Raw genomic sequence first — 24735 nt, 5'->3', positions numbered from 1 at the left:
ATCTTCAAGTCCGGCAACCCGGCCCAGCGTGCCGCCGCCGTCGTGAAGGCCACCACCTTCTTCGATGACCCGGACGAGATCGCCAAGGCCTCCCGCGGCCTGGGCGAGGYCATGGTCGGCATCAACGTCGACGAGATCCCGCAGCCGCACCGCCTCGCCGAACGCGGCTGGTAGTTCGCGCCTTTGGGGGCGCCGGACGGCGCTGATCCTCTGCGTGCTATTCCCCGCGCCCTGTTGGCAGCTGAGCAGCTGCTCGGGGCGCGGGGCCCCTTTTACGCACGCTGCCGGATCACACCGCCCTTCGCCTTGCGCTCCTGATTGAACGACAGGCGGCGAGTCACCTTTCCTGGTGACTCGCCGCCGTCGTCGTTTCCCCGTCGATTGCTCCGTAACTGCCCTTATCAGGCTCCTAAAGGGCGCCTGCGGAGCAATCGATGAAGGATTAGTCGAGGCCGCGGCGTTTCAGCAGTGGCCCGAGATCCGCGTCCCGGCCGCGGAAAGCGCGGAATGACTCCAGCGGGTCCCGGCTGTTGCCGCGGGAAAGCAGTTCGTCCCGGAAGAAATTGCCGTTAGCGCGGCTGAGTCCGCCGTTTTCCTTGAACCATTCCACGGTGTCGGCGTCCAGGACTTCGCTCCAGATGTAGGAGTAGTAGCCGGCGGCGTACCAGCCGCCGGCGAAGATGTGCTGGAAGTAGCCTGTCCGGTAGCGCGGCGGGATCAGGCTGTGGGCGATGCCCGCCGCGGCCAGTGCCTTCGCTTCGAACTCGACGACGTCCTCCGGGACATCGGAGCCGTCCAGGACGTGCCACGCCAGGTCCAGCAGGGCCGCGCCGAGGTATTCCGTGGTGGCGAAGCCTTCGCCCCAGAGTTGCGCGGCGTTGAGCTTGTCCACGGTTTCCTGCGGCAGGGCCTCGCCGGTCGCGTGGTGCCGGGCGTAGTTGGCCAGGACCTCGGGCCACATGATCCACATTTCGTTGACCTGCGACGGGTATTCCACGAAGTCCCGCGGCACGTTGGTACCGGAGAACCGGGGATACGTGACGGCGGAAAACAAGCCGTGCAGGGCATGGCCGAACTCGTGGAAGGTGGTGCGGAGTTCATCCAGCGTCAGCAGGGTGGGCTCGCCGGCCGGCGGCTTGGAGATGTTGAGGTTGTTGATCACCACAGGACGGGTGTTCAGCAGCCCGGACTGCTCCACGAGGGAATTCATCCACGCACCCCCGCGCTTCGTTTCGCGCGTGTAGTAGTCGCCCAGGAACAGGCCCAGGTCCGTGCCGTCGGAATTCTTCACTTCCCAGACGCGCACGTCCGGGTGGTAGCCGGCGAGGTCGGCGCGTTCATGGAAGGTGACACCGTACAGGGCGTTCGCCGCGAAGAACACACCGTCGTTCAAAACCCGGTCCAGCTCGAAGTAGGGCCGCAGGGCCTGCTCGTCCACGGCATACCGCTCACGCTTGACCTTGGCCGAGTAATACGCCCAGTCCCAGGCCTCGAGGGGGTGACCGGAGGCCTCGGCAAGCGCGTCGGCCTCGGCGTCGGCGTTGCGGATGGCGGCGGGGGCCAGCCGGCTCATCATGTCCTGAACAGCCTGGAAGTCCGGTGCCGTCTGCCGGTCCACACTCAGCTCGGCAAAGTTCGCGAACCCCAGCAGGCCCGCCTTCTCGGCGCGGAGCCGGACCATGTCCTTGACCAGATCGAGCACATCGAAGCTGCCGCCGCCGCTGCCGCGGCCGATCGAGGCCTCGTAGAGCCGCCGGCGGACCTCCCGGTTAGCCAGAGCGGCCATGGCGGGTTGGTTGCTTGGCTGGATCAGGGTCAGCAGGAACTTGCCCTCGTGCCCGGCGGTCCTGGCGGCCTCGGCGGCGCTGGCAATGTCGTCGGCGGGCAGGCCGATGAGGTCGGCGGCGTCGTCCAGCAGCAGGGCGGCGGACTTCATGCCTTCCTTGACGCGCTGCCCGAACTCGGTGCCGAGCCGGGCAAGCTCGGCGTTGACGTCCTTGAGGCGCTCCTGGCCGGCGTCGTCAAGCTGGATGCCGGAGGCCCGGAACTCCTTAAGGTATTCCTCTACCAGCCGGGCGGACTCCCCGTCCAGGACGTCAGTGTCCAGCGCCGCGAAGCGTTCGTAGAGCCCACGGTTGAGGTAGACGGCGTCCTGATGGGCGGAGAAGAGCGGGGAGAGACGGGTCTCGAGGTCGCGGATGGCGTCCGAGGCGTCCGCGGAAACCAGGGTGAAGAACGAGGCGGCCGCCCGTTCCAGAAGCCGGCCGGAGCGTTCCATGGCCAAGGCGGTGTTCTCGAAGGACGGGGCCGCCGGGTCGGACACGATGGCCTGGATTTCGGTAAGGTGCTCGGCCAGGCCTGCCTCAACGGCCTCGGCGAAGTGCGCGTCTTCGATGTCCGAGAACGGCGGCAGGCCGTAGGGCAGTGTGCTGGGGCTCAGGAGGGGATTGGTCATGAAGTGACTCTTTCATGCAGCACGCGGGTTCTCAACGATCGCCTCCGTGTGTTGTGATTCCGCCCAACGTAGGATGACCGGCATGAAGACCAGGACAGCAACGCCGCACGGTGCGATGTTGTCCGCGGTCGCGGCCGTTGTCCTCGCGGCGTCGCTGGCATCCTGCGGACTCCTCGCCCGGCCGGGCGTCCCAAGCCCCTCGGCGGCAACCGGCAGTACCGGGGGAGCGGCAGGCAGCGCTCAGCCGCCGTCGGGCACCCCGACGCCGACGCCGACCCCGACCCCGACCCCGACCCCGACGCCGGGTACGGGTCCCGGCTGTGCGGCCCTCCGATGCACCTCCGTCCTGGTCACCGGGGACATGCTGGTCCACCCCCAGCTCTGGCAGCAGGCCCGCGAGGATGCCCGTGCTGCCGGCGCGGCGGGGCTGGACTTCGGGCCGTTGCTGGAGGGCCAGCGGCGTTACATCGAGACGAGCGATGTGGCGATCTGCCATCTGGAAACCCCGGTGGCGGGCCCGGACGGACCGTTCTCCGGGTATCCGTCCTTCAACGTCCCGCCGCAGATCCTAACCGCCGTCCGGGGTGTGGGGTATCAGGCCTGCACGACGGCCAGCAACCACACGGTTGACCGCGGCACCGCTGGCCTCGTCCGCACCCTGGACGCCCTCGACGCCGCCGGGCTCAGGCACACGGGCTCATACCGGACCGAGGCGGAGTCGCAGGAAGTGCTGATCCTGCAGACCCCAGCGGCAAAGATCGCGGTCGTCGATGCCGCGTACGGCCTCAATGGGCTGCGTGCCGAGCAGGCCTGGCAGGTCGACCTGCTCGATCCGGCCGCAATGATTTCCAGGGCGCGCAAGGCCAGGGCTTTGGGAGCCGACATCGTGCTGGGGGTCATGCACGCCGGCGCTGAGTATTCCAGCGTGCCGAACACTCAGCAGCGCGACGTCGCCCATGCGCTCGTGGACAGCGGGCTGTTCAGCATGATCTACGGGCACCACAGCCATTCGGTGCTGCCGATCGAGAAGTACAAGGGAACCTGGATTGTGTACGGGCTCGGCAACGGCATTACCGAGCTCTCGCCGTCGTTCGTGGTCAACAACGAGGGCCTGTTGGTCCGGGTGCAGTTCAGCCAGGACGCCACAGGGGCCTGGGCTGCCTCGGACCTCGCCTGGGCGCCGTCGGTGATGGTCCGCGGACCCTACCGCTGGTGTTCGGTGGCGGCCGACGCCCCGCAGGGCCGGTGTGCCGGCACGGCGGCGGACGCCGCCACGCGCCGGCGCACCACTGCTGTGCTGGAGTCGATGGGCGCCGCGGCGGCGGGCGCCCACGAGCTGATTCTCGCCAAGGAGCCCTAAGCTTGGGCAGCATGGAGATGTTCACTGAACGACGCCGCACGGTCGCGTCGCACGGCGCCGAGCTGGCCGTATTTGAGTACGGCCCGGAGCCCGGACCGGATGTGCCGACGCTGCTGCTGGTGCACGGCTATCCCGACGACCATCAGGTCTACCTGCCGGCCATCCGGGACCTGGCCAGAAGCCACCACGTGGTCGCCTACGACACCCGGAACGCGGGCGCGTCCGCCGTCGTCGGACTCCCCGGAGACTTCACCCTGAAGACCCTCGTGGATGACATGTTCGCCGTGCTGACAGCTATCGGGGCCACGGACGTCCATCTCGTGGGCCATGACTGGGGATCCATCCAGGGCTGGGCGGCCGTCCAGGACCGCAGGGCCGCGGACCTGATCGGCCGGTACACGTCCATTTCGGGCCCGGACCTGCGGCACTTTGCCCGCTGGGTGCGAAGCCGGTATTCGCGTCCCCGGGCGTGGCCGCAGCTGGCCGGCCAACTGGCCCGCAGTTGGTACATTGCCGCGTTCCTCGTCCCGCAGCTGCCAGAGGCCGCCTGGCGCCTGTTCCTCACCAAACGCTACGAGCGGACGGCGAAGCGCGACGTCGGCGATGATCCCATCCGGGGGCTGGCGCTCTACCGCGCCAACTTTTTCCGGGCACGGACCTGGCCCGCAGGCGGCCGCGTGACGATGCCCGTCCTGGTGGTGACGCCGCGGAAGGATTCCTTCCTGTCGCCGGACCTCGTGGACGGACTGGATTCGTGGGTGGACAACCTCACGGTCATCCGGGTGGACAGCGGCCACTGGTGGCCGGCATCCCGGCCGGCGGAGTTTGCCGAACTGCTGCGGGGAAGCTACGTCAGCCGATGATGGCGAGAGCACTGGCGGCTCAGCAAAGTGCCAGGCGCGGGACGTTCCGGAACGGAATGGATTACCTGTGCTGGGGAAGCGGCCCGAAGACGCTCTTGTTTATCCAGGGCGGCCCAGGCAGTGCGGTGCCTCAGGGGATGATGCGCCGGATGTTCCGCCGGCAGTTCCAGCCGTATCTGAACGCGGGATATTCCGTTTGGATCGTGACGCGCCGCAGGAACATGCCGCCCGGGCACACAATTACCGACATGGCCGGCGACTACGCCCACGTGATCTCGGAGGAGTTCGGCGGACACGTTGACGTCGTCGTGGCCGAATCCTTCGGCGGAATGATTGCCCAGTACCTCGCGGCCCTGTACCCCGACGCTTTCGGCCGGATCGTTGTGGTCATCGCGGCGGCCGAGCTCAGCGACTGGGGCAAGGACGTCGACGCGCGGATGGCCGGCGCCCTGGTTAGCGGCGACGCCGGGCGGGCCGGGACAGTGTTCGCCGAGTACCTGTTTCCAGGGACGCGGCTGAGGTGGCTCCGCCGGCTACTGGGGCCCCTCATCGGTGGCCGCCTGCTCGCCGGCTCAGACTACCCGCCGGATGACGTACAGACTGAAGTCCGGGCGGAGCTGAGCTTCAATTCACGGGACGTTCTGCCAAGGATCCGGCCGCCGGTACTGCTCATCTGCGGGGACCACGACAAGTTCTTCCCGAAGGATGTTGCAGCCGAGACCGCCGGACTGATCCCGGACTGCACACTGATTTGGTATGAAGGCCAAGGTCATCTTCGGGTGGCCGCCAGCAGCCGGGTCGCCCGGGACGTGTTGGCGTTCGTCAACGGCAGTTAGCGCAGGTCACGGGTCATGAAGACACTGTTCGGGTCGAGTGCGTAGCCGGCAAACGACGGACAGTCGACGAACCCGTGCCGGTGGTACAGCCGGCGGGCGGGGGCGAAGAAATCCTGGCTGCCGGTCTCAAGGAACAACCGTTCGTAGCCGCTTTGCCGGGCCTGCTCAAGGAGGTGGGCGAGCAGAAGCGTCGCAATGCCCCGGCCGCGGGCGTGGGCTGCGGTGCGCATTGACTTGATCTCGCCCTGACCGGGTTGCAGCTGCTTGAGAGCGCAGCAGCCGACCAACTCGGAGCCCTGCCGAGCGGTCCAGAACGTGATCGCCGGATCGGAAAGAGCCCCGTGATCCAGCGCGTGCACGCTGTCCGCGGGAGAGGTGGCATACATGTCCGCGAGGTGCCCGCTCAAGAATTCCTGGACATCCGTACGCCCCGGCGTGTCGCGCCCAATCAGGATCCCGCTGCCCTGGGTGCCGGCCATCTGGGTTAGCGGGGACGGCGGGCGGCGTGTTCGCGCGCCAGCACCGCGTAGGAGTCGTCCGGGGTGCCCGGCGTGAAGCTCCCGTATTTGCGTTCGACGGCGGTCCGGATCAGGAAGTCCGCGAGGGCCGGGTTCTTGGGCAGCAGTGAGCCGTGCAGGTAGCTCGCCACGATGTTGCGGTAGCGGGCGCCTTCCTGGCCGTCAGTGCTGTTGTTGCCCGTGCCCTTGGCGGTGGTTCCGAGCGGTTCGACGCCGGGTCCCAGCGTGGTCTGGCCGCTGTGGTTCTCATAGCCAAGGATGCTGCCGAACTCGGGGGAGGAGACGGTGACGTTGCCGATCAGGCGTTCGTCGGTGCCGTGGGTCTCCACGTCCAGGATGCCGATGCCCGGAAGGACCGAGCCGAGCCGGGTCTTGAAGAACTTCCCGAAGAGCTGGTACAGCCCGCAGATCACGAGCATCGGGGTGCCGGCGTCGGCCAGTTGCTTCAGGATGGACTCCCGGGAGAGGAGGTCGTCCTGGATGACGAGCTGTCCGCTGTCCTGTCCGCCGCCACCGACAATCAGGTCCACGTCTGCCGGGAACGGGTCACCGACGTTGTATTCGAGCAGTTCCGGCGTGTAGCCGTGCCAGCGCAGGCGCTGCGCGAGGACCAGGGCGTTGCCCCAGTCGCCGTAGATGTTCATGTCCCGCGGGTAGAGCTGCAGGACCCGGATGGTTCCCTTGCTGGGGGCCGCGGAATCTTCGGGCGGAAGTTCGTGCCCAAAGGAGAGCTCGTGCGGGGTTTCGGGGGACCGGGGGGTCATGAGACCACCTCCACTGTGGTGATTTTGGACAGCTCGCGGCGGATGGCCAGCATGGCCGTGTAGGTGCAGAAGATCCTCTTCGGCTTGCCCTGGCCGCCGCGGATGAACGCTGCCAGTGCCGGCGCGATTTCCGTGTCGACGGCGCCGATGGCGACGTCGTCGTACTGCAGCCGCAGCGCCATGTCGTACGCGCGGGAGCCCGTGAGCTGGTCCACGCCGCCGTCGCGGAGGGTGTCGAATTCGACGTCCCACAGCCAGGACATGTCCCGTCCGTCAGCGTAATTGTCATTGATCGCGATCATCGTGGCGTACCCGGCGGCCGGGAACGATTTCAGGCCGAGCCGGAAACCGCTGGGGTTCTTGACCAGGACCAGTTCCAGCGGCAGGCCATCGACCACAAGGCTCTCGCCGCGGCCGAACGCCGGCGCCACCTTGGACAGCGCCGTGAGCAGGCCGGCCTGGTCGGTACCGGTGCCGCGGGCGCCCGAGACACCGCGGGCCAGGGTCAGTGCGGCGGCGGCATTGAAGATGTTGTAGACGCCGCGCAGCTTCATCGCCGTGGTGACCGTCGCGCCGTCGTACTCGAAATCGGCGTCGTCGGCGCCCACGCGGCGCAGCACGACGTCGGCGGCCGGCCGGGCCGGTGCGGGAGGCACCGGGCTCCCCGGGGCGGCGCGCATGTCGTCGTCGTTGGGGAAGGTGCTCAGCAGGGAATCGTCCAGCCCGAAGTAGAGCACCTCCGGCCCGTCCAGGGTCTGGGCGATCCGGGCCACGCGGGGGTCTTCCCGGTTCAGGACAACGGTCCCGGTGGTCTTGGACGCGATGTGCTGGAGCAGTTCAGCGGTCTTATCGATCTCGCCGAAACGGTCCAGCTGGTCGCGGAGGACATTGAGCAGGAGGCTGTACCGCGGCGGGACCTTGTTGACGAAGTGCACGGCGTGCGCCTCGTCCAGTTCCAGGACCGCGACGTCGGCATCGAGCCGGCCCCGCCAGTCCACCTCGCCCAGGAGCGCCGCGGCCACGCCGCGGGTGAAGTTGCTGCCGGTGCGGTTGGTGAAGACCTTCAGCCCCTGGCTCTCCAGAAGTTCCACCACCATCTTGGTGGTGGTGGTCTTCCCGTTCGTGCCACTGACGACGGCGACCCCCAGTGGCAGCGTGGACAGTGTCCGCCGCATGAAACCGGGGTCGATTTTTTCGACCACAAGCCCGGGAAGGGCCGAGCCTCCGCCCCTGAGCCGGGAGACCCGGCGGACGAGCTTGCCGAGCGGAACGCTGAAGTAAAGCATGCTCTGTAATATATCCCAGCAGCGGCATGGAACCCTGCCGGGCGGCGCCCGGACGGAGGCAGTAGCACTATGCTGAATGGATGACCAACCCCCCTTCTTCGGACCTTTCCCGCGCGGGTACAGGCCTACGGATCGGTGTCCTCGCCCTTCAAGGCGACTTCCGGGAGCACTTGCGTGCAGCGGAAGATATGGGCGCCACCGGCATCGGAGTCCGCCGCCCGGCCGAGCTCGACGGCCTCGACGGCCTGATCATTCCCGGCGGTGAATCCACCACCATCGACAAGCTCGCACGCGCCTTCGATCTCGCGGATCCGTTGCGCAAACTCATCGCCGACGGCCTGCCAGTTTATGGCTCCTGCGCGGGCATGATCCTGCTCGCGGACGAGATCGCAGATCCGGCGACGGACCTTGCCGGGAACCCGCAGCAGACCTTCGGCGGCCTGGATATTACGGTGCGCCGCAATGCTTTCGGCCGGCAGCGCGAGTCCTTCGAGACCGATCTCGAATTCAAGGGACTGGGCTTCAGCGACACCGGCTCCGGTGTGGCTCCCGTCCATGCGGTATTCATCCGCGGCCCATGGGTGGAGCGTATGGGTCCGGGCGTCGAGGTCCTGGCGCAGGTGGAACCCGCGGACCCGGAGCATGCCTCGCATGCCGCTGTCCTGGACGGGACGGCTAGAATTGTTGCAGTGCGTTCCGGCAAGCTGCTGGCCACCTCCTTCCACCCGGAAGTGACGGGGGAGAAGCGCGTGCATGAACTGTTTATTCGAATGATCAGAGGAGAAGCGTAAAGCATGTCAGGCCACTCCAAATGGGCGACGACCAAGCATAAGAAGGCCATCCTTGATAGCCGCCGGGCCAAGTCGTTCGCCAAGCTGATCAAGAACATCGAAGTCGCCGCGCGCATGGGCGGCCCTGACCTGTCCGGCAACCCGAGCCTGGAACTCGCCGTCACCAAGGCGAAGAAGACCTCGGTGCCCGCCGACAATATCGACCGCGCCATCAAGCGCGGCGCCGGGCTCACCGGCGAAGTCGTGGACTACACCGAAATCATGTACGAGTGCCGCGGCCCGCAGGGCTCCGCGCTGCTGATCGAGTGCCTCACGGACAACAAGAACCGCGCCGCCTCCGAGGTCCGGCTCGCCATCTCCCGCAACGGCGGCACGATCGCCGATCCCGGTTCGGTCAGCTACCTCTTCAGCCGCAAGGGCGTCGTCTCGCTGCCGAAGAACGGCCTCAGCGAAGACGACGTCCTGATGGCAGTCCTCGACGCCGGAGCCGAGGAAGTCAAGGACAACGGCGACGGCTTCGAGATCCACTCAGAGCCGACCGACCTCCAGGCCATCCGCGATGCCCTCAAGGAAGCCGGAATCGAGTACGACACCGATGAGGCCGAGTTTGTGCCGTCGATGCAGGTGCCGCTGGACCTCGACGCCGCCAAGAAGTTCATGAAGCTCGTGGACGCCCTGGAAGAACTCGACGACGTCCAGAACGTCTACAGCAACGCCGACCTCAGCGACGAAGTGCAGGCCGCACTGGAAGCCGAGTGACACCCTCACCCAGCCGTGATTTTGAGGCCCGGTCTTGACCCTGCGCGTCCTGGGGGTTGACCCGGGCCTCACCCGTTGCGGGATCGGCGTCGTCGACGTCGAGAGGAACCGGCGGGCCACCATGGTGGCCTTCGGCGTGGTGGGCACGTCCCCCGAGGAGAGCCTGGACCAGCGGCTGCTTGTCATCGCCACGTCCATCGACGAGTGGCTGGACAAGTACGAGCCGCACGTCCTCGCCGTGGAGCGGGTCTTTTCCCAGCTCAACGTCAGCACGGTCATGGGGGTGGCCCAGGCCTCCGGCGTGGTCATTGCGGCCGCCGCGCGCCGCGGCATCCCGGTGGCGCTTCACACCCCGTCCGAGGTCAAGGCCGCCGTCACGGGAAGCGGGACCTCGAACAAGGATGCCGTCACGAAGCTGGTGACCAAGATCCTCCGGCTGGACGCGCCCCCGCGCCCGGCCGACGCCGCCGACGCCCTCGCGCTGGCCATTACGCACGCCTGGCGGGCCGGCAGCGGCGCCGCCGTGGCGACGACGGGGCCTGGCAGCCAGTCCCTCACTCCGGCCCAGCGGGCGTGGGCGGACGCAGAGGCAAAAGCGCGCCGTGCGCGCTGAATGTCCGGCTGTCCCCCCTTGGAACTTGGTAGGGTATTCGTAGATATGTTCGGATAGTCGGGTTACCCGGCTGCAGACCCAGGAGCCCGGCCTTGATCAGTTTTCTTCGCGGAACCGTTGCGCACGTTGGCCTGTCCTCCGCCGTGATCGACCTCAACGGCGCCGGCATGAGCGTCAGCGCCACGCCCCAGACCCTCAGCGGCCTCCGGGTGGGGGAGGAGGGGAAGCTGTTCACGTCCCTGATCGTGCGGGAGGACTCGCTGACCCTGTTCGGCTTCGCCAGCGATGACGAACGTGTTGTGTTCGATATCCTGCTCAGCGTCAGCGGCGTCGGACCCCGCCTGGCCCTGGCCGTGCTGGCAGTCCACGAGCCGGAAGCCATCCGCGTGGCCGCCCACTCCGGCGACGGCAAGGCCTTCACGAAGGTCCCCGGAATTGGACCGAAGGTGGCCGGCCGGATCGTGCTGGAACTCGCCGGCAAGCTCGTGCCGCACGGCACCGCTGGTGCGCCCGTCGCGGCGGTTTCCGCGGAATCCGTCTGGAAGCCGCAGGTCGTCGCCGCGATGACCAGCCTTGGCTGGTCCGAAAGGGACGCCACCGCCAGCATCGACAAATCCCTGGCCGATTCCCCGGACCTGGCCGCGAACGGCAATGTGGCGGAAATCCTCCGCGCGACGCTGCGCTGGCTGGGGCAGGACGGCGCCCGCGCCGGAAACCGGGTAGGCGCGCGTGGCTGAGCCATCGATTGTCGCAGGGGGAGAAGAGCCGGAGGAGCGCGTCATCGAAGCCGCCCTCCGGCCCAAGAATCTGCACGACTTCGTGGGCCAGCACCGGGTCCGCAAGCAACTGTCCCTCGTCCTGGAAGCCTCGCGCATGCGTGGCCGCAGCGCGGACCACGTGCTGCTCTCCGGCCCTCCAGGGCTGGGCAAGACCACGCTGTCCATGATCATCGCCGCCGAAATGAACGTCCCGCTGCGGATCAGCAGCGGCCCGGCCATCCAGCACGCGGGCGATCTCGCAGCCATCCTGTCCTCGCTCTCTGAAGGCGAGGTCCTGTTCCTGGACGAAATCCACCGCATGTCCCGCCCGGCCGAGGAAATGCTGTACATGGCGATGGAGGATTTCCGCGTCGACATCGTCGTCGGCAAAGGCGCCGGCGCCACGGCCATCCCGCTGGAACTGCCGCCCTTTACGCTGGTCGGCGCCACCACGCGGGCTGGCCTGCTTCCAGGGCCGTTGCGGGACCGGTTCGGTTTCACCGGCCACCTTGAGTTTTACTCAGTGGAAGAGTTGGAACTGGTTCTGCGCCGTTCCGCCGGCTTGCTGGACCTCAAGGTCAACTCGGCCGGATTCAGCGAGATCGCCGGCCGGTCCCGGGGCACGCCGCGCATCGCCAACCGGCTCCTGCGCCGGGTCCGGGACTGGGCACTCGTGCACGGCATCGAGCAAATTGATGCCAGGGCGGCGTCCGCCGCCCTGGATATGTACGAGGTAGACAAACGCGGCCTGGACCGGCTGGACCGCGCCGTTCTCGAAGCCCTCATTACCAAGTTCGGCGGCGGGCCGGTGGGCCTGTCCACCCTCGCGATCGCCGTCGGCGAGGAAACGGAGACCGTGGAAACGGTCGCCGAGCCCTACCTGGTGCGGGAGGGGCTGCTGGGCCGGACGCCACGCGGCCGCATAGCCCTGGCGCCGGCGTGGACGCACTTGGGCTTCGCCGTTCCTGCCGGCGTCTTCGGCCAGGACCCGCTGGAGCTGTTCCGGGCCGATGAGCTGTCCGATGAGCGGGCCGATGAGCCGGGCGGGGGCCCGCAGGGCGAGTCCGGCGGGGTTCTCGGTGACGAAACAGGTCCGCAGCGAATCAGAAACAGCCGCTAGCACCGTACTTTCAGCTTTTCCCTTTAGACTGGTATGACGCTCGGCACGTTCGGGTTTTGTTTCCGTGGGCGGAGAGCAGGTAGCCGCCGGCGGTTTGGGGATGGTCTCTTTGCCAGCTTGCTGTGCAGACCCCTGCCCGCGCCGCCCGGAGCAAACGGACGTTGCTGAAAAACAGCTATGCAAGTAGAGAACGGAACAATCCCTGTGTTCGGACTTATTTCTGCCCAGACCCAGCCGCAGGCCGGCGGCGGCATCGACATCATGACGGTTCTCCTGTTCGTCATGCTCGGACTTTTCGTCTTCATGATGTTCCGCCGCAACAAGAAGACCCAGCAGCAGCAGGCCAAGCTTCAGTCCAAGTTCGAGCCCGGTGTGGAGGTCATGACGAGCTTCGGACTGTTCGGGCGGATCATCAACATCGATGAGGCCGAGAACAAGGTCACGCTCGAGCTCTCCCCGGGCAACACCGCCACCGTGCACCGGCAGGCCGTCACCAAAATTGTGGAGCCGGTTGTTGCGGCCGAGGAGCCGACGGTTGTTCCCGACGACGCGTCCTCGCTGACCACTGAGAAGGTGAACGCTGAGAACACGGACAGCGCCGCCGCTGTCAACGAATCGCCCATCAATGAAACTCCCGAGGAAACCCTGCGCCGCCTCAATGACGAAGGTAAAAAAGACAGCTAGTCTGCCTACCTGAGCTGTCCCGCGAAGCAACGGTTGCGGGCATCCGTCGGCGGGGGCCCAGAGCCCGCGCCGGCGGATCCGCCGCAAATAATAGAAAGATCGACAATGGCACGAACTGGCCCCAAAAACTCAGCCATCAGGATGCTGGTCTGGCTTGGCGTACTCATCGCCGCCATGACGGCTGTCCTGGCGGGCGGCACGATTGCCGGCCAGGCGGGCTGGGCTCCAAAGCTCGCCCTGGACCTTGAAGGCGGCACCCAGATGATCCTGGCGCCCAAGGTTGAGGGTGGTTCGGGTATTACCGAAGACCAGCTCAACCAGGCCGTGGCGATCATTCGTCAGCGCGTGGACGGCTCGGGCGTAGCGGAAGCGGAAATCAGCACGCAGTCCGGCCGCAACGTGGTCGTCAGCCTCCCGGGAACGCCTGCCAAGGAGACCCGTGCGCTGATCCAGGCCTCCGCCGACATGAACTTCCGCCCGGTTATCCAGACTGGCCCCGGCGCTGCGGTCCCAGAGGCGTCCCGGACCCCGGCCGACCAGCTGCCGAAGCCGACGGCGGAACCCGCCAACAGCAGCGACGAGAACTGGATTACCCCCGAGGTCTACAAGCAGTTTGAGGCACTCGACTGCGACAACCCGTCCCAGGACAAGCAGCAGCGCTCCGACCCGACCAAGCCGCTGGTGACCTGTGAGCCGGCGTCGGCCAATTCGCCGGCGATCAAGTACATCCTCGGTCCGGTTGAGGTGAAGGGCTCGAACATCAAGTCGTCCTCGTTCCAGCTGCAGCGCGGCGCCCAGGGTGCCGTGACCAATGAATGGGCCGTCAACATCCAGTTCGATGACGCGGGCACCACCAAGTTCAAGGAAATCACAGAGCGTCTGTACAAGTTCTATGCCGCCGGCGGCGGCCAGACCGGCTCGGATCCGAAGTCCCAGTTCGCAATCGTCCTGGACGACCAGGTCATCTCCGCCCCGCGCTCTCTCGCCGTCATCACCGACGGCCGGCCGCAGATCACCGGCGGGTTTACCGAGGAGTCGGCCAAGGCCCTCTCGGACCAGCTTCGTTTCGGTGCCCTGCCGATCAGCTTCGAAATCCAGAGCGAACAGCAGATCTCGGCAACCCTCGGCGGGGAGCAGCTCCGCATGGGTATGCTCGCCGGCGTGATCGGCCTCCTGCTGGTGTTTGTCTACTCGCTGTTCCAGTACCGGGCCCTTGGCCTCGTGACCGTGGCTTCCCTCGTGATCGCCGGGGTGCTGACGTTCCTGGCCATCGCCATCCTCGGCTGGACCGAAAACTACCGGCTTTCGCTCGCCGGCGTCGCCGGCCTGATCGTGGCGATCGGCCAGACGGCCGACTCGTTCATCGTCTACTTCGAACGCATCCGCGATGAGCTCCGCGAAGGCCGCGGCCTCGTCTCGGCCGTGGAAAACGGCTGGAAGCGGGCCAAGCGCACCATCCTCGCCTCCAAGGCCGTGAACCTCCTCGCGGCCGTGGTGCTGTTCTTCGTGGCGGTGGGCAACGTCCGCGGCTTCGCGTTCACCCTCGGCCTCACCGCGATCGCCGACCTCATCGTCGTGTTCATGTTCACCCACCCGACCCTGCAGTTGCTGGCCCGGACCAAGTTCTTCGGCGAAGGCCACAGGTTCTCGGGTCTGGACCCGAAGCGCCTGGGAGCCGTCCCGCTGTACCGCGGTGCCGGCAGGATGCGTACCCCGGAGGACAAGCCCGTGGCAGTGGTGCGCGCGAAGAACACCGGCGCCGCCGCCGAGGCAGAACGCCGGATGACCATTGCAGAACGCCGTCTCGCCGAAAAGCAGGATCAGGCACAACAGGCACAGCTCGCCGGTACCTCCAAGAGCGCGTCCAAGGAGGGCAAGTAAATGGTCAACTTCTCAACATTCGGCAATGAGCTGTACACGGGCAAGCGCTCGTACGACTTCGTCGGTTACAGGAAGATCTGGTTCCTGATCGCCGGGATCGCCGTCGCCCTCTCGATCCTGATCCCGATCGCCAAGGGTGGTTTCAACCTCGGCATCGAGTTCCGCGGCGGCTCTGAATTCACGGTCTCCAACGTCAAGACCACCGATGCCTCCCTCGGCGAGAAAGCCGTCCAGGGAGTCGTGACGGGATCCGTGCCTCGCGTGGCTAACGTCGCCGGCACCACTATGCGCATCCAGACGGACAAGCTCACCGACGACGAGACGCTGCAGATCAAGGAAGGCCTCACCACGGCCTACGGCGTGACGGATAACGAGGTCACCTCAACCTTCGTCGGCCCCACCTGGGGTGCGGACGTCACGAAGCAGGCACTGATGGGCCTGGCAATCTTTGTGGGTCTGGCCGCCGTCCTGATGGCGCTCTACTTCCGGACCTGGAAGATGTCGCTCTCGGCACTTGTCGGCATGGCCGTCACAATGTTCATGACCGCCGGTATCTACGGCCTCAGTGACTTCGAAGTGACGCCGTCGGCCATCATCGGCTTCCTGACGGTGCTCAGCTATTCGCTGTACGACACCGTGGTGGTGTTCGACAAGATCCGCGAAAACACCTCGGACATGCAGGCGTCCACCCGGCGGACCTTCGCCGAAGAGGTCAACCTCGCCATCAACCAGACCCTGGTCCGGTCCATCAACACCATGGTGGTTGCCATCCTGCCGGTCGGCGCGATCCTCTTCATCGGTGCCGGGCTGCTCGGTGCCGGAACGCTGCGGGACCTGTCCCTGGCGCTGTTCGTGGGCATCCTGGTGGGCACCGCCGCGACGATTTTCATCGCGGCTCCGCTGTACGCCGCGCTGCGGCAGGGCGAACCTGAACTCGTCAAACAGGCCAAGCGGGTGGAACAGCGGCGCGCCGAAGCGGCCGCCAAGACCACGTCTTCTGCGTCGCCAGCTACGGCCTGAGCCTCCCGCCAGACCCTAAGCACAAGCCCAGCAGACGGGCCGGAGGCGTCAATTTCGACGGCCCCGGCCCGTCGCCGTATCCCGGCCGGTTATCGAAGTATCCTGCCGCGGGAATACACTTGAATAATTAACCGGTCGCGAGAGGTGCTCCCTTGGAAGAACGTTCGACGCCGGTGCCGAAGGCACCTGCGGACGAGGGCCTGGGTCAGGGTTCTCAGACTGACCTAGTGGGTCCCGGACGTCCCGATGTTTCCGTGCCGGTTCACAATTCAGGTGCCCGGCCGACGTTTCCTGGCCGGCGCGAGCGCACGAGATCACGCCTTGCCCGGCTGACTGGCCGCGGTGCTCCCGCGTACTCGCCGATCCTGGAGCCGTTGCTGCGCACGGTCCGTGCCAACAACCCCAAAGAGGATTTCGACCTCATCCAGCGCGCCTTTGTGGTTGCCGAGCGCTGCCACCGGGGCCAAAAGCGCAAGAGCGGGGACCCGTACATCACGCACCCGGTCGCGGTGGCCACCATCCTCGCCGAACTTGGCCTCAGCGGCACCACGCTGGCCGCGGCCTTGCTGCACGACACTGTCGAAGACACCTCCTACACGCTGGCAGACCTGAAGGCCGAGTTCGGCCCGGAAGTGGCCATGCTCGTGGACGGCGTCACCAAGCTGGACAAGGTCAGCTTTGGTGAGGCGGCCCAGTCCGAGACCGTGCGCAAGATGGTCGTCGCCATGGCCAAGGACATCCGTGTCCTGATGATCAAACTCGCCGACCGGCTCCACAACGCCCGCACGTGGCGCTTTGTCTCGGCTGAGTCCTCGGCCCGCAAGGCGCGCGAAACCCTGGAAATCTTTGCGCCGCTGGCCCACCGGCTGGGCATGAACACCATCAAGTGGGAGCTGGAGGATCTGTCCTTCGCTGCCCTGTATCCCAAGGTGTACGAGGAAATCGTGCGCATGGTGGGGGACCGGACGCCGGAGCGCGAAAAGAACCTTTCGGTCATCCGTAACCAGATCACCGAAGACCTCCGGGCAGCGAAGATCAAGGCCACGATCACCGGACGGCCAAAGCACTACTACTCGATCTACCAGAAGATGATCGTCCGCGATAAAGACTTTGACGACATCAACGACCTCATGGGCGTCCGTGTCCTGGTCGATTCAGTCCGCGACTGTTATGCGGCCCTGGGCGCGATGCACTCGCGCTGGAACCCCCTGCCCGGGCGGTTCAAGGACTATATCGCGATGCCCAAGTTCAACATGTACCAGTCGTTGCACACCACGGTGATCGGTCCCGGCGGCAAGCCGGTGGAAATCCAGATCCGCACCCATGAAATGCACCGGCGGGCCGAGTACGGCGTCGCCGCGCACTGGAAGTACAAGGACCAGCCGAACAGGACGGCCGCCGGGCCAGGCAGCCCGCGCGACGGCGACATGGGCTGGCTGCGCTCCCTCGTGGACTGGCAGCAGGAAACGTCGGACCCCGGCGAGTTCCTCGACTCCCTGCGCTTTGAAATCAACGCCCGCGAAGTGTTCGTGTTCACCCCCAAGGGCGAGGTCATGGCCCTGCCTGCCGGATCCACGCCCGTGGACTTCGCCTATGCCGTGCACACCGAGGTGGGCCACCGGACCATAGGCGCGCGCGTCAACGGCAAGCTCGTTCCACTCAACAGCGAACTGAACCACGGCGACTGGGTGGAAATCTTCACCTCCAAGGCTGAAGGCGCCGGCCCCAGCCAGGACTGGCAGCACTTCGTCAAGAGCGCCCGGGCCCGTAACAAGATCAGGCAATGGTTCAGCAAGGAACGCCGCGAGGAAGCGATTGACCGCGGCAAGGACCTGCTGACCAAGGCGATGCGGAAGCAAAACCTCCCGCTGCAGCGGCTCATGACCCACGACGCCCTCGCCGCGATCGCGGAGGACTTCAAGTATGTCGACATCTCCGGGCTCTACGCCGGCGTGGGCGACGGCCACACCTCCGCACAGTCCGTCATGGAACGCCTGGTGGAGAGCCTCGGTGGAAACGAGCACCCGGACGACGCCCTCACCGAAGTCTCCATCCCCACCCAGGTCAGCAAGACCCGGTTCTCCGATTCCGGTGTTGTTGTCCGCGGCGTGGACGACGTCTGGGTGAAGCTGGCCCGGTGCTGCACGCCGGTCCCGCCGGACCCGATCCTTGGCTTTGTCACGCGCGGCTCCGGCGTCTCTGTGCACCGGACCGACTGCACGAACGTGAGCGGTCTGATGGGTCAGCCGGACAGGATCGTGGAAGTGGACTGGGCGCCCACGCAGGCCAGCGTGTTCCTCGTGGAGATCCAGGTCGAAGCACTGGACCGCAAATCGCTGCTCTCCGACGTCACCCGCGTGCTCTCGGAAAACCACGTCAACATCCTGGCGGCGAGCGTCCACACGTCCACGGATCGCGTGGCAATCTCGAAGTTTGCGTTCGAAATGGGCGATCCCAAGTACCTCAGCCATGTGCTTAGCGCAGTCCGCCGGATCGACGGCGTCTTCGACGTGTACCGCACCACCGGAAACCGCCGCCGCAGCTGATCCGGCCCCGGCGGTCGGACCCGGGAAGCCGGGCCAGGATACCTGTCCGGCACCCAGCAACGCTAGCCCGCTGCATCGGGCGCCTCCGGCTGTGCCGGGAGGGCGGCCAGCTTCGCCAGCGCCGCCCGTTTGTGCGGGACGCGCGGGCTGGCCTCGACGGCAAGCCTGAGCAGCCGGAGACGCACGCCCAGCTCGGGACGGGCCAGTAACGCCCTCAGGGCCGGCACGGCCCGTTCCGCCTCCACATGCAAGGCCACGTCCACGGCCGTGCGCAGCGGGCTGGACACCATCAGACCTCCCATGCTGACGACGTCGAACGGCCCCAGCCGAACTTCGTGGAAGGTGCAGCCGCGCACGGACCTCAGGCTGGAAATCCGTCGGTTGGCGTCAACCAGCAGCGCCAGGCGGTCCGGCTCCGCGGCGCAACCATAGATCCAGGCCGCGGTCATCCGCCCCGCCACGACCCGCTGCCGGATCGCCGGCGCCACAGCCAGTGACGCGGCACGGGCGCGCAGCTGCGGACTGGCAGGGGCGCCCGGGGGCAGATAGCCGCGCTGGTACAGCTGCGTCAGCACGCCGTCGGCGGCCATGGCCTGCAGCTCCGGCCAGGAGAACAGTGCGCCGGGGGAGTAGAGCTCGCAGTGCTCCGGCCCCGGCCCGGGAGCGCGCCGGCCCGGAACAGGCATTCCGGGGGCGCACCGGTCCGGAGCAGGCTGCCCGGAACGTGCGGCGGGAGCGCGGGGCATGAGTACCATTCCGCCATCGTTCCCGGTTCCCTGGACATGGAACAGGCCCCGTTCCGGTCATGTGGATAACCGAAACGGGGCCTCGACTGGCTTGCTGGTGTGCCGTGTGCCTAGGAGAGCTCGCTCGCCGAGCGCTCGAGCTGCTCCAGCCAGGCCTGGCGCGCCTCGAGGGCTTCCCGGGCTGCCGTGATCTTGCGCTCGTCGCCCGCCTTCTCCGCCTTGGCCRGGTCTTCCTTGAGACCGGCAATGGCGGCTTCGAGCTGGGTCAGGGCACTGTTGGTGCGCGCCTTCGTCTCCGGGTTGGAGCGCTTCCAGTTTTCGTCCTCGGCGTGGCGGACGGCGTCCTCCACCTTCCGCAGGCCGGCTTCGATACGGCCCATGTCGGCGCGCGGAACCTTGCCGGCTTCTTCCCAGCGGTCACGGATGGACTGCAGCGCCTTCTTGGCCGCCGGTAGGTCCTTGATCGGCAGGAGCTCGTTGGCCTCCACCAGGAGCGCTTCCTTCACCACCAGGTTCGCACCGTATTCCTGGTCGATCTCGTCGTTGGCTGCCTGCCTGTTCGTGAAGAAGACGTCCTGGGCGGCGCGGAAGCGGGCCCACAGAGCGTCGTCGTCCTTGCGGCTGGCGCGCGGGGAGGCTTTCCACTCATCCATGAGGCGGCGGTATTCGCCGGCGGCGAAGCCCCAGTCGGTCGAGGAGGAAAGGGCCTCAGCCTCGGCGATCAGCTTCTCTTTGGCTGCCTTGGCTGCCGAGTTGGTGCTGTCCAGCTGGGAGAAGTACGCGCGGCGGTGCCGGTCAAACACAGTGCGGGCGGCACGGAACCGCTTCCACAGCGCGTCCTCGTTGCTGCGGCCGAGCCGGACCCCGCTCTTCTGGGCGGTCTTCCAGCTCTCGAACAGTTCGTTCATCCGCGCACTGGAGGTCTTCCACTGGATCTGCGCGGGATCGTGGCCGGCGATTTCCTCGGCCTCGGCCACGATGGCCTCGCGGGCGGCAAGCTCAGCGGCGCGGACGGCGTCGTGCTCGGCTTTCTCGGCCTTTTCGAGCTCGCCGATCTGCGTCACCAGTGCGTCCAGCCGTGCCTCGGCCGAGCGGAAGTCGCCCACCATGTTCCGCTCGGCAAGCTGCTCGCGCAGGTGCGTGACGGTCTTCTGCATGTCCGCGGTGGGCGCCTTGGAGCTCACACGCTGTTCCAGCAGGACGATCTGGGCCACGACGTCGTCGAACTTCCGGGCAAAGTAGCCCAGGGCCTCGTCGGCGCTGACTCCCGGGTACTGGCCGACGGGATATTCCGTGCCGTCAACGGTCAGGAAGACATGGCCGTCGCCTTCAACACGGCCCCAGCGGGCTGCTTCGGCCAGTGAGGCTGCGGAGGACACGGCCACCGGCGCGGGGGCCGGTGCGGCCGGGGACGGCTTGGCCTTCGGCCGGGCAGCAAACGCTGCCGGGCTCGGCGCGGGACGCGCGGCCGACGACGGAGCAGCAGTGGCCCCGGTTTCGGCAACAGTCTCGGCTGCCGGCTCAGTAGCAGGCTCGGCTGCCGTCTCCGCCGACGGTGCCTCGGCGGGCTGTGCGGACTCGGTGGGCGCTGCTGGCACCGCGGACTCGGTGGCCGCTGCGTCCTCGCCGGCCTCGGCGTCCTCGCCCGCGGCTGGGGCTGCGGTTGCCGCAGCCTCGCCGGCGGCGTCTACGGCAGCGCCTGCACTCTCGGCTGGGGTTGCCTCGGCTTCGGTTTCGTTGGCAGCTGCTRTTGCCAATGTTTCGTCGGATTTCTGACTGTCTGTCACCGCTAGAAGTCTTTCGCTTGGAGGGAAATACCGGGACCACGGCCTTCAGGGCCGTGGCTGGTCACTTCAGTGAGAACGAGTCTATCGTGACTGGTTCCGCAGGTGCGCCGTCGGTGGCGTTGTCGCCTGGCTTCAGTCCGGCGGCGGCAATCCCGCTCACCACGTCGAGACCCGAGGTCACCTTGCCCACCACCGTATAGCCACCGGCGGCATCCGCCGGGATAACGGTGTCCTTGTACACAATGAAGAACTGGGTGCCGTTGCTGTTGGCGTTCCCGCCGGTCCGGGCCACGGCGATCGTCCCGGCAGGGTACTTGTTGTCCTGCGGGGTGTTTTCCAGCGGGCCCCACATGTAGCTCGGGTCGCTGCTGCCGTCTCCGGCCTTGGAACCGCACTGCAGTACGCCAAAGTTCTCGGCCGTGGTCAGCCGGTGGCAGCTGAGGCCGTTGTAGAAGTTTTGGTCGGCGAGGGATTTGAACACCGCCGCCGCCTGCGGGGCCTTCGTTCCGTCGAGCTCGACGCCGAGCCCGCCACGGTTCAGCTTGAGCTCGCCCGTGAAGGTCTTGCCCGCGGCCGTTTCCGGCTTGGGGATGTTCTCGGCATTCGTGGGGGCAGCTGTCGGCGTGGCGGACGCTGACGGGCTCTGGAGCCCCTCCTGCACGGCCGCGAACTCCTCCTCGGTCGGGTTGGACGCGAAGACTGTGAGCTGCAGGACCAGGGCCAGGCCGATCGCCGCTGTGCCGACGCTGATGGCCAGGACGTTGTCGCGCTTGCGGCGCTTGTCCTGGTCCTTGCGCAGGCCTCGCCTGGCCTCCATCTGCTGAACGCGCCGCTTCGCCTCGCGTGCGCTGCGTGAACTGGCCGCCAATGGTCCTCCTGGTTGTATGGCCGCTTCCGTTACGGGCCGTAGGCGCCGTCGCGGCAGCGGCAGCAAGCTGCCGGCAGTCCCGCCGGGGCCGGCTCCGTTGGAAGAAGCGGGCGCCGAACGCATAAACTGACTGCCGCACACAGTTTATGCACGACTGGCCGGTCTGCCGCTTATCTTCGTTACGTTTCGACAGATGAATGCCGCGTGGGACCCGCGCCCGAAGATGCTGCAGTAGCAACGAGATACCGCAGTGGTAACCAGAGGAGAAAATTTCACCATGGCACGCACAGCCTCCCTGTCAGGATTCCCCGAGTGGCTTCCCGAGGAGCGGCTGGTGGAACTCCATGTGCTGGACACGCTGCGCCGGACGTTCGAACTCCATGGTTTCTCCTCGATCGAGACCCGCGCCGTGGAAACGGTGGGCCAGTTGCTGCGCAAGGGCGAAATCGACAAAGAGGTCTACGGCCTCAGCCGGCTCCAGGACGATGAGGACTCCGCGGCCAAGTTCGACCCGCATGCCCTTGCCCTGCACTTCGACCTCACCGTGCCTTTCGCCCGGTACGTCGTGGAAAACGCCGGCTACCTGGCCTTCCCGTTCCGCCGCTACCAGATCCAGAAAGTCTGGCGCGGGGAACGTCCCCAAGAGGGACGGGCCCGCGAGTTCACCCAGGCGGACATCGATGTTGTCGGCGACGGCGAACTGCCGTTCCGCTACGACGTTGAAATCGCGCTCGTGATCGCCGAGGCGCTCAACGCGCTGCCCATCCCCGATTTCCTGCTGCGGATCAACAACCGCAAACTGGCCGAAGGCTTCTACACCGGGATCGGGCTCACGGACACCGCGGGCGTTCTGCGCAGCATCGACAAACTCGAAAAGGTCGGGCCCGCGAAGGTGGCCGAGCTGCTCAAGGAGGAACTCGGCGCCACTGACGATCAGGCGCAGGCCGCCCTGAAACTCGCCGGTATCCGTACCCAGGACACGTCCTTCGTGGCGCAAGTCCGGGCGCTGGGTGTCACCAATGAGCTGCTGGAAGAAGGCCTGAACGAGCTCGAGCAGGTCATCGCGGCCGCCGTCCTGCACGCCCCGGGACGAGTCGTTGCCGATCTCAGCATCGCCCGCGGCCTGGACTACTACACGGGCACCGTGGTGGAAACCGTCCTAGTGGGACACGAGCAGCTGGGCTCGATCTGCTCCGGCGGCCGCTACGACGCACTGGCCAGCAAGGGCAACCGCAAATTCCCCGGCGTCGGCCTCTCGATCGGCGTGACCCGCCTGGTGTCACGGATCCTGAGCCAGGACCTCGCCAAGGCCTCGCGCTCCGTGCCGACCGCCGTGCTGGTGACGCTCAACAACGACGAGAGCTGGGGCGCGGCGCAGGATGTCGCGGCAAAGCTGCGCAGCCGGGGCATCGCCACTGAGGTCGCCGCGAAGGCCGAGAAGTTCGGCAAGCAGATCAAGTTCGCCGACCGCCGCGGCATCCCGTTTGTCTGGTTCACCGACGACGACGGCAAGCACCAGGTCAAGGACATCCGCACCGGCGAGCAGTACGACGCCGACCCGGACGCGTGGACGCCCTCCGAGGAGGACCTGCACGTGCGCGTAACCGCCGCGCGCTAGTTCCTCCGGGCCTGGTTCTAAGGGCCAGTCCTGGCGGGGCCTACTTTTTGCTGGGAGCCCGGCGCACCCGCACGACGAGGAACCGCCCGGCCACCCCGGCGGCCAGCACCGCGGCCATGAACAGCATGGAGGCCGGCGGCAGGGTGACGGCCAGGACCACGCAGCCGAGGAACCCCAACACATTGAGCCAGCGCGGCGCATGCCAGGGGCGGCCGGCCAGCGTGAATGCGGCGGCGTTGGTCACGGCGTAATAGATCAGTACGCCGAAGCTGGAAAATCCGACCACGGTCATGACGTTGGTGCTCAGCAGCAGGATGACGACGGCGGCGGCGACGGCCAGTTCCGCAACGAACGGGACGGTGTGGGCGCGGCCCACCCTGGCCAGCGGGGCGGGCAGGTCCCGTTCCCGCGCCATCGCCAGCGTGGTCCGGCCAACCCCGGTGATCAGGGCCAGCAACGCGCCAAGGCAAGCGGCCGCCGCTCCGGCCTGGACGAAGGGGACGCCGCCGCTGAAGCGGGAGGCCGCCACCGCGTCCAGCAGCGGCGCCGTCGAACCCGCCAGCTGCTGCGGCGGCAGGTGCCACTGCAGCAGCGCGGCCAGGCCAAGGTAAATCACGAAGGCCGCGGCCAGCGCGGCCAGGATGGCCCGCGGGATGGTACGGGCGGGGTCTTTGACCTCCTCGCCCAGGGTGGCGATCCGCGCATAGCCCGCGAAGGCGAAGAACATCAGGCCCGCCGCGGGAAGGACGCCCCAGCCGCCGGAGGGCGCCGCAAGGTAGGCCGGCGCCGCCGACACCGCGGGGGCGCCATCCGGGTGCGGGCCCAGCAGCGACGCCACGGCGACAAAGACAAGCGTGGCCAGCACCACGGCCAGCAGGACCCGGGTCAGCATTGCGGTCCGCGTGATGCCGAGCAAATTAACGCCCGTGAGGACCACGACGCCGGCGACAGCCAGCGGCGTGGCGTAGGCCGGCGCCACGTAGTGCCCGAACGTCAGCGCCATCGCCGCGCAGGACGCAGTCTTGCCCGTCACGAAGCCCCAGCCCGCAATGAAGCCGGGCCACTCGCCGAGCTGCCGGCGTCCGTACACATACGTGCCCCCGCTGGCGGGGTATCTGGCCGCCAGCTGCGCCGACGCGACCGCGTTGCAGTAGGCGATGGCGCCGGCCACGGCCACGGCGAGAGTCAGCAGCGGCCCGGCCAGGGCGGCGGCGGGGGAGAACACGACGAACACGCCGGCGCCGAGCATGGAACCCAGGCCGATTGCCGTGGAATCAAACACGCCTAGCCGGCGCTGCAGCTGCCGGTGGGGCCGCTGCGGGCCGGGGCGGTCACCGGGCACATCACCGGGCTGGGTTCCGTTGTGCCGGGTTGCCATGGCGGGAGGGACCTTTCCAACGGGTAAACTCGAACGGGATCGTTCCTGAAGCGATCCTATTGAACTTCATTTACTGAATATCGA

At 67.1% G+C, this 24735-nt stretch carries 21 protein-coding genes and 1 pseudogene; 14 read left to right on the top strand and 8 right to left on the bottom strand.

Annotated features, from left to right (window positions below):
* Positions 1-174 (top strand): annotated as a pseudogene (locus AC1DR1_RS16625) (pyridoxal 5'-phosphate synthase lyase subunit PdxS); the annotation flags it as partial.
* 268 nt (positions 175-442) lie between these two features.
* On the opposite strand, the gene AC1DR1_RS16620 reads toward AC1DR1_RS16625, so the two are convergent.
* Complete coding sequence (locus AC1DR1_RS16620; protein ID WP_229994064.1) at positions 443-2455, bottom strand: M3 family metallopeptidase; 2013 nt, start codon at positions 2453-2455, stop codon at positions 443-445.
* 82 nt (positions 2456-2537) lie between these two features.
* Here AC1DR1_RS16620 and AC1DR1_RS16615 point away from each other — a divergent pair, with 82 nt between their 5' ends.
* Genes AC1DR1_RS16615 through AC1DR1_RS16605 form a run of 3 tightly spaced genes read left to right on the top strand, consistent with a single transcriptional unit; the run spans position 2538 to position 5514 of the window.
* On the top strand, positions 2538-3815 hold the full coding sequence (locus AC1DR1_RS16615; protein ID WP_476966335.1) for a CapA family protein: 1278 nt from the start codon (positions 2538-2540) through the stop codon (positions 3813-3815).
* Between the two features lie 11 nt (positions 3816-3826).
* Positions 3827-4678 carry an alpha/beta fold hydrolase gene (locus AC1DR1_RS16610; protein WP_229995057.1) on the top strand — a complete coding sequence of 284 codons (852 nt, stop codon included), beginning with the start codon at positions 3827-3829 and terminating at the stop codon, positions 4676-4678.
* A complete protein-coding gene (locus AC1DR1_RS16605; RefSeq protein WP_364743628.1) occupies positions 4675-5514 on the top strand; it encodes an alpha/beta fold hydrolase in 840 nt (279 codons plus the stop codon). Before AC1DR1_RS16610 ends, AC1DR1_RS16605 begins: the two co-directional genes overlap by 4 nt.
* Here the strand turns inward: AC1DR1_RS16605 and AC1DR1_RS16600 are convergent.
* Genes AC1DR1_RS16600 through AC1DR1_RS16590 form a run of 3 tightly spaced genes read right to left on the bottom strand, consistent with a single transcriptional unit; the run spans position 5511 to position 8082 of the window.
* Positions 5511-5993, bottom strand: coding sequence for a GNAT family N-acetyltransferase (locus tag AC1DR1_RS16600; RefSeq protein ID WP_476992917.1), 483 nt, complete (start codon positions 5991-5993; stop codon positions 5511-5513). The genes AC1DR1_RS16605 and AC1DR1_RS16600 overlap by 4 nt on opposite strands.
* 5 nt (positions 5994-5998) lie before the next feature.
* Entirely contained in the window at positions 5999-6796 is a 798-nt protein-coding gene (locus AC1DR1_RS16595; RefSeq protein ID WP_290369388.1) for a type 1 glutamine amidotransferase, read from the bottom strand.
* Positions 6793-8082, bottom strand: coding sequence for a Mur ligase family protein (locus AC1DR1_RS16590; RefSeq protein WP_229995060.1), 1290 nt, complete (start codon positions 8080-8082; stop codon positions 6793-6795). Before AC1DR1_RS16590 ends, AC1DR1_RS16595 begins: the two co-directional genes overlap by 4 nt.
* Positions 8083-8162: 80 nt before the next feature.
* Between AC1DR1_RS16590 and pdxT the strand changes: the two genes are divergently transcribed.
* The 9 genes from pdxT (at position 8163) to AC1DR1_RS16545 (ending at position 18254) form a co-directional block, all read left to right on the top strand.
* On the top strand, positions 8163-8873 hold the full coding sequence (gene pdxT, locus AC1DR1_RS16585) for a pyridoxal 5'-phosphate synthase glutaminase subunit PdxT (RefSeq protein ID WP_229995061.1): 711 nt from the start codon (positions 8163-8165) through the stop codon (positions 8871-8873).
* Positions 8874-8876: 3 nt separating this feature from the next.
* The gene (locus tag AC1DR1_RS16580) at positions 8877-9632 is read left to right on the top strand and encodes a YebC/PmpR family DNA-binding transcriptional regulator (protein ID WP_229995062.1); all 756 of its coding nucleotides are present in this window, start codon (positions 8877-8879) and stop codon (positions 9630-9632) included.
* A gap of 34 nt (positions 9633-9666) precedes the next feature.
* Positions 9667-10245: a crossover junction endodeoxyribonuclease RuvC gene (ruvC, locus tag AC1DR1_RS16575; RefSeq protein WP_090578046.1), complete on the top strand. Its 579-nt coding sequence runs from the start codon at positions 9667-9669 to the stop codon at positions 10243-10245.
* Positions 10246-10337: 92 nt separating this feature from the next.
* Positions 10338-10982, top strand: coding sequence for a Holliday junction branch migration protein RuvA (gene ruvA / locus AC1DR1_RS16570; RefSeq protein WP_476992916.1), 645 nt, complete (start codon positions 10338-10340; stop codon positions 10980-10982).
* Positions 10975-12123, top strand: coding sequence for a Holliday junction branch migration DNA helicase RuvB (gene ruvB / locus AC1DR1_RS16565; RefSeq protein WP_476992915.1), 1149 nt, complete (start codon positions 10975-10977; stop codon positions 12121-12123). Before ruvA ends, ruvB begins: the two co-directional genes overlap by 8 nt.
* A 261-nt stretch (positions 12124-12384) precedes the next feature.
* Complete coding sequence (gene yajC, locus AC1DR1_RS16560; RefSeq protein WP_476992918.1) at positions 12385-12807, top strand: preprotein translocase subunit YajC; 423 nt, start codon at positions 12385-12387, stop codon at positions 12805-12807.
* 105 nt (positions 12808-12912) lie between these two features.
* Positions 12913-14688: a protein translocase subunit SecD gene (secD, locus tag AC1DR1_RS16555; RefSeq protein WP_229995066.1), complete on the top strand. Its 1776-nt coding sequence runs from the start codon at positions 12913-12915 to the stop codon at positions 14686-14688.
* The gene (secF, locus tag AC1DR1_RS16550; RefSeq protein WP_476992914.1) at positions 14689-15708 is read left to right on the top strand and encodes a protein translocase subunit SecF; all 1020 of its coding nucleotides are present in this window, start codon (positions 14689-14691) and stop codon (positions 15706-15708) included.
* 254 nt (positions 15709-15962) lie between these two features.
* Positions 15963-18254: a RelA/SpoT family protein gene (locus AC1DR1_RS16545; protein WP_364743768.1), complete on the top strand. Its 2292-nt coding sequence runs from the start codon at positions 15963-15965 to the stop codon at positions 18252-18254.
* A 62-nt stretch (positions 18255-18316) separates the two neighbouring features.
* Here AC1DR1_RS16545 and AC1DR1_RS16540 read toward each other — a convergent pair whose 3' ends face one another.
* The 3 genes from AC1DR1_RS16540 to AC1DR1_RS16530 all read right to left on the bottom strand — a co-directional run bounded on the left by AC1DR1_RS16540 (position 18317) and on the right by AC1DR1_RS16530 (position 21655).
* Positions 18317-19009 carry a hypothetical protein gene (locus tag AC1DR1_RS16540; protein WP_476992913.1) on the bottom strand — a complete coding sequence of 231 codons (693 nt, stop codon included), beginning with the start codon at positions 19007-19009 and terminating at the stop codon, positions 18317-18319.
* Positions 19010-19110: 101 nt separating this feature from the next.
* Positions 19111-20787: a DUF349 domain-containing protein gene (locus AC1DR1_RS16535; RefSeq protein ID WP_476992912.1), complete on the bottom strand. Its 1677-nt coding sequence runs from the start codon at positions 20785-20787 to the stop codon at positions 19111-19113.
* Between the two features lie 61 nt (positions 20788-20848).
* Positions 20849-21655 (bottom strand): peptidylprolyl isomerase, encoded by an 807-nt coding sequence (locus tag AC1DR1_RS16530; protein ID WP_229995069.1) that lies wholly within the window; start codon positions 21653-21655, stop codon positions 20849-20851.
* Between the two features lie 277 nt (positions 21656-21932).
* On the opposite strand from AC1DR1_RS16530, the gene hisS reads away from it, so the two are divergent.
* A complete protein-coding gene (gene hisS, locus AC1DR1_RS16525) occupies positions 21933-23273 on the top strand; it encodes a histidine--tRNA ligase (RefSeq protein ID WP_229995070.1) in 1341 nt (446 codons plus the stop codon).
* 40 nt (positions 23274-23313) lie between these two features.
* Here hisS and AC1DR1_RS16520 read toward each other — a convergent pair whose 3' ends face one another.
* Entirely contained in the window at positions 23314-24651 is a 1338-nt protein-coding gene (locus AC1DR1_RS16520) for an APC family permease (protein WP_229995071.1), read from the bottom strand.
* Positions 24652-24735 lie beyond the last annotated feature (84 nt).

The sequence above is a fragment of the Arthrobacter sp. P4_F10 genome (assembly GCF_056401435.1).
The sequence above is the reverse complement of the archived record's forward strand: the minus strand, read 5'-3'. Positions and strand labels throughout refer to the sequence as shown.

Coding starts and splice junctions, on each gene's coding strand:
- AC1DR1_RS16620 (WP_229994064.1), bottom strand. CDS start 2,455: ATGACCAATCCCCTCCTGAGCCCCAGCACACTGCCCTACGGCCTGCCG.
- AC1DR1_RS16615 (WP_476966335.1), top strand. CDS start 2,538: ATGAAGACCAGGACAGCAACGCCGCACGGTGCGATGTTGTCCGCGGTC.
- AC1DR1_RS16610 (WP_229995057.1), top strand. CDS start 3,827: ATGGAGATGTTCACTGAACGACGCCGCACGGTCGCGTCGCACGGCGCC.
- AC1DR1_RS16605 (WP_364743628.1), top strand. CDS start 4,675: ATGATGGCGAGAGCACTGGCGGCTCAGCAAAGTGCCAGGCGCGGGACG.
- AC1DR1_RS16600 (WP_476992917.1), bottom strand. CDS start 5,993: ATGGCCGGCACCCAGGGCAGCGGGATCCTGATTGGGCGCGACACGCCG.
- AC1DR1_RS16595 (WP_290369388.1), bottom strand. CDS start 6,796: ATGACCCCCCGGTCCCCCGAAACCCCGCACGAGCTCTCCTTTGGGCAC.
- AC1DR1_RS16590 (WP_229995060.1), bottom strand. CDS start 8,082: ATGCTTTACTTCAGCGTTCCGCTCGGCAAGCTCGTCCGCCGGGTCTCC.
- pdxT (WP_229995061.1), top strand. CDS start 8,163: ATGACCAACCCCCCTTCTTCGGACCTTTCCCGCGCGGGTACAGGCCTA.
- AC1DR1_RS16580 (WP_229995062.1), top strand. CDS start 8,877: ATGTCAGGCCACTCCAAATGGGCGACGACCAAGCATAAGAAGGCCATC.
- yajC (WP_476992918.1), top strand. CDS start 12,385: ATGACGGTTCTCCTGTTCGTCATGCTCGGACTTTTCGTCTTCATGATG.
- secD (WP_229995066.1), top strand. CDS start 12,913: ATGGCACGAACTGGCCCCAAAAACTCAGCCATCAGGATGCTGGTCTGG.
- secF (WP_476992914.1), top strand. CDS start 14,689: ATGGTCAACTTCTCAACATTCGGCAATGAGCTGTACACGGGCAAGCGC.
- AC1DR1_RS16540 (WP_476992913.1), bottom strand. CDS start 19,009: ATGGTACTCATGCCCCGCGCTCCCGCCGCACGTTCCGGGCAGCCTGCT.
- hisS (WP_229995070.1), top strand. CDS start 21,933: ATGGCACGCACAGCCTCCCTGTCAGGATTCCCCGAGTGGCTTCCCGAG.
- AC1DR1_RS16520 (WP_229995071.1), bottom strand. CDS start 24,651: ATGGCAACCCGGCACAACGGAACCCAGCCCGGTGATGTGCCCGGTGAC.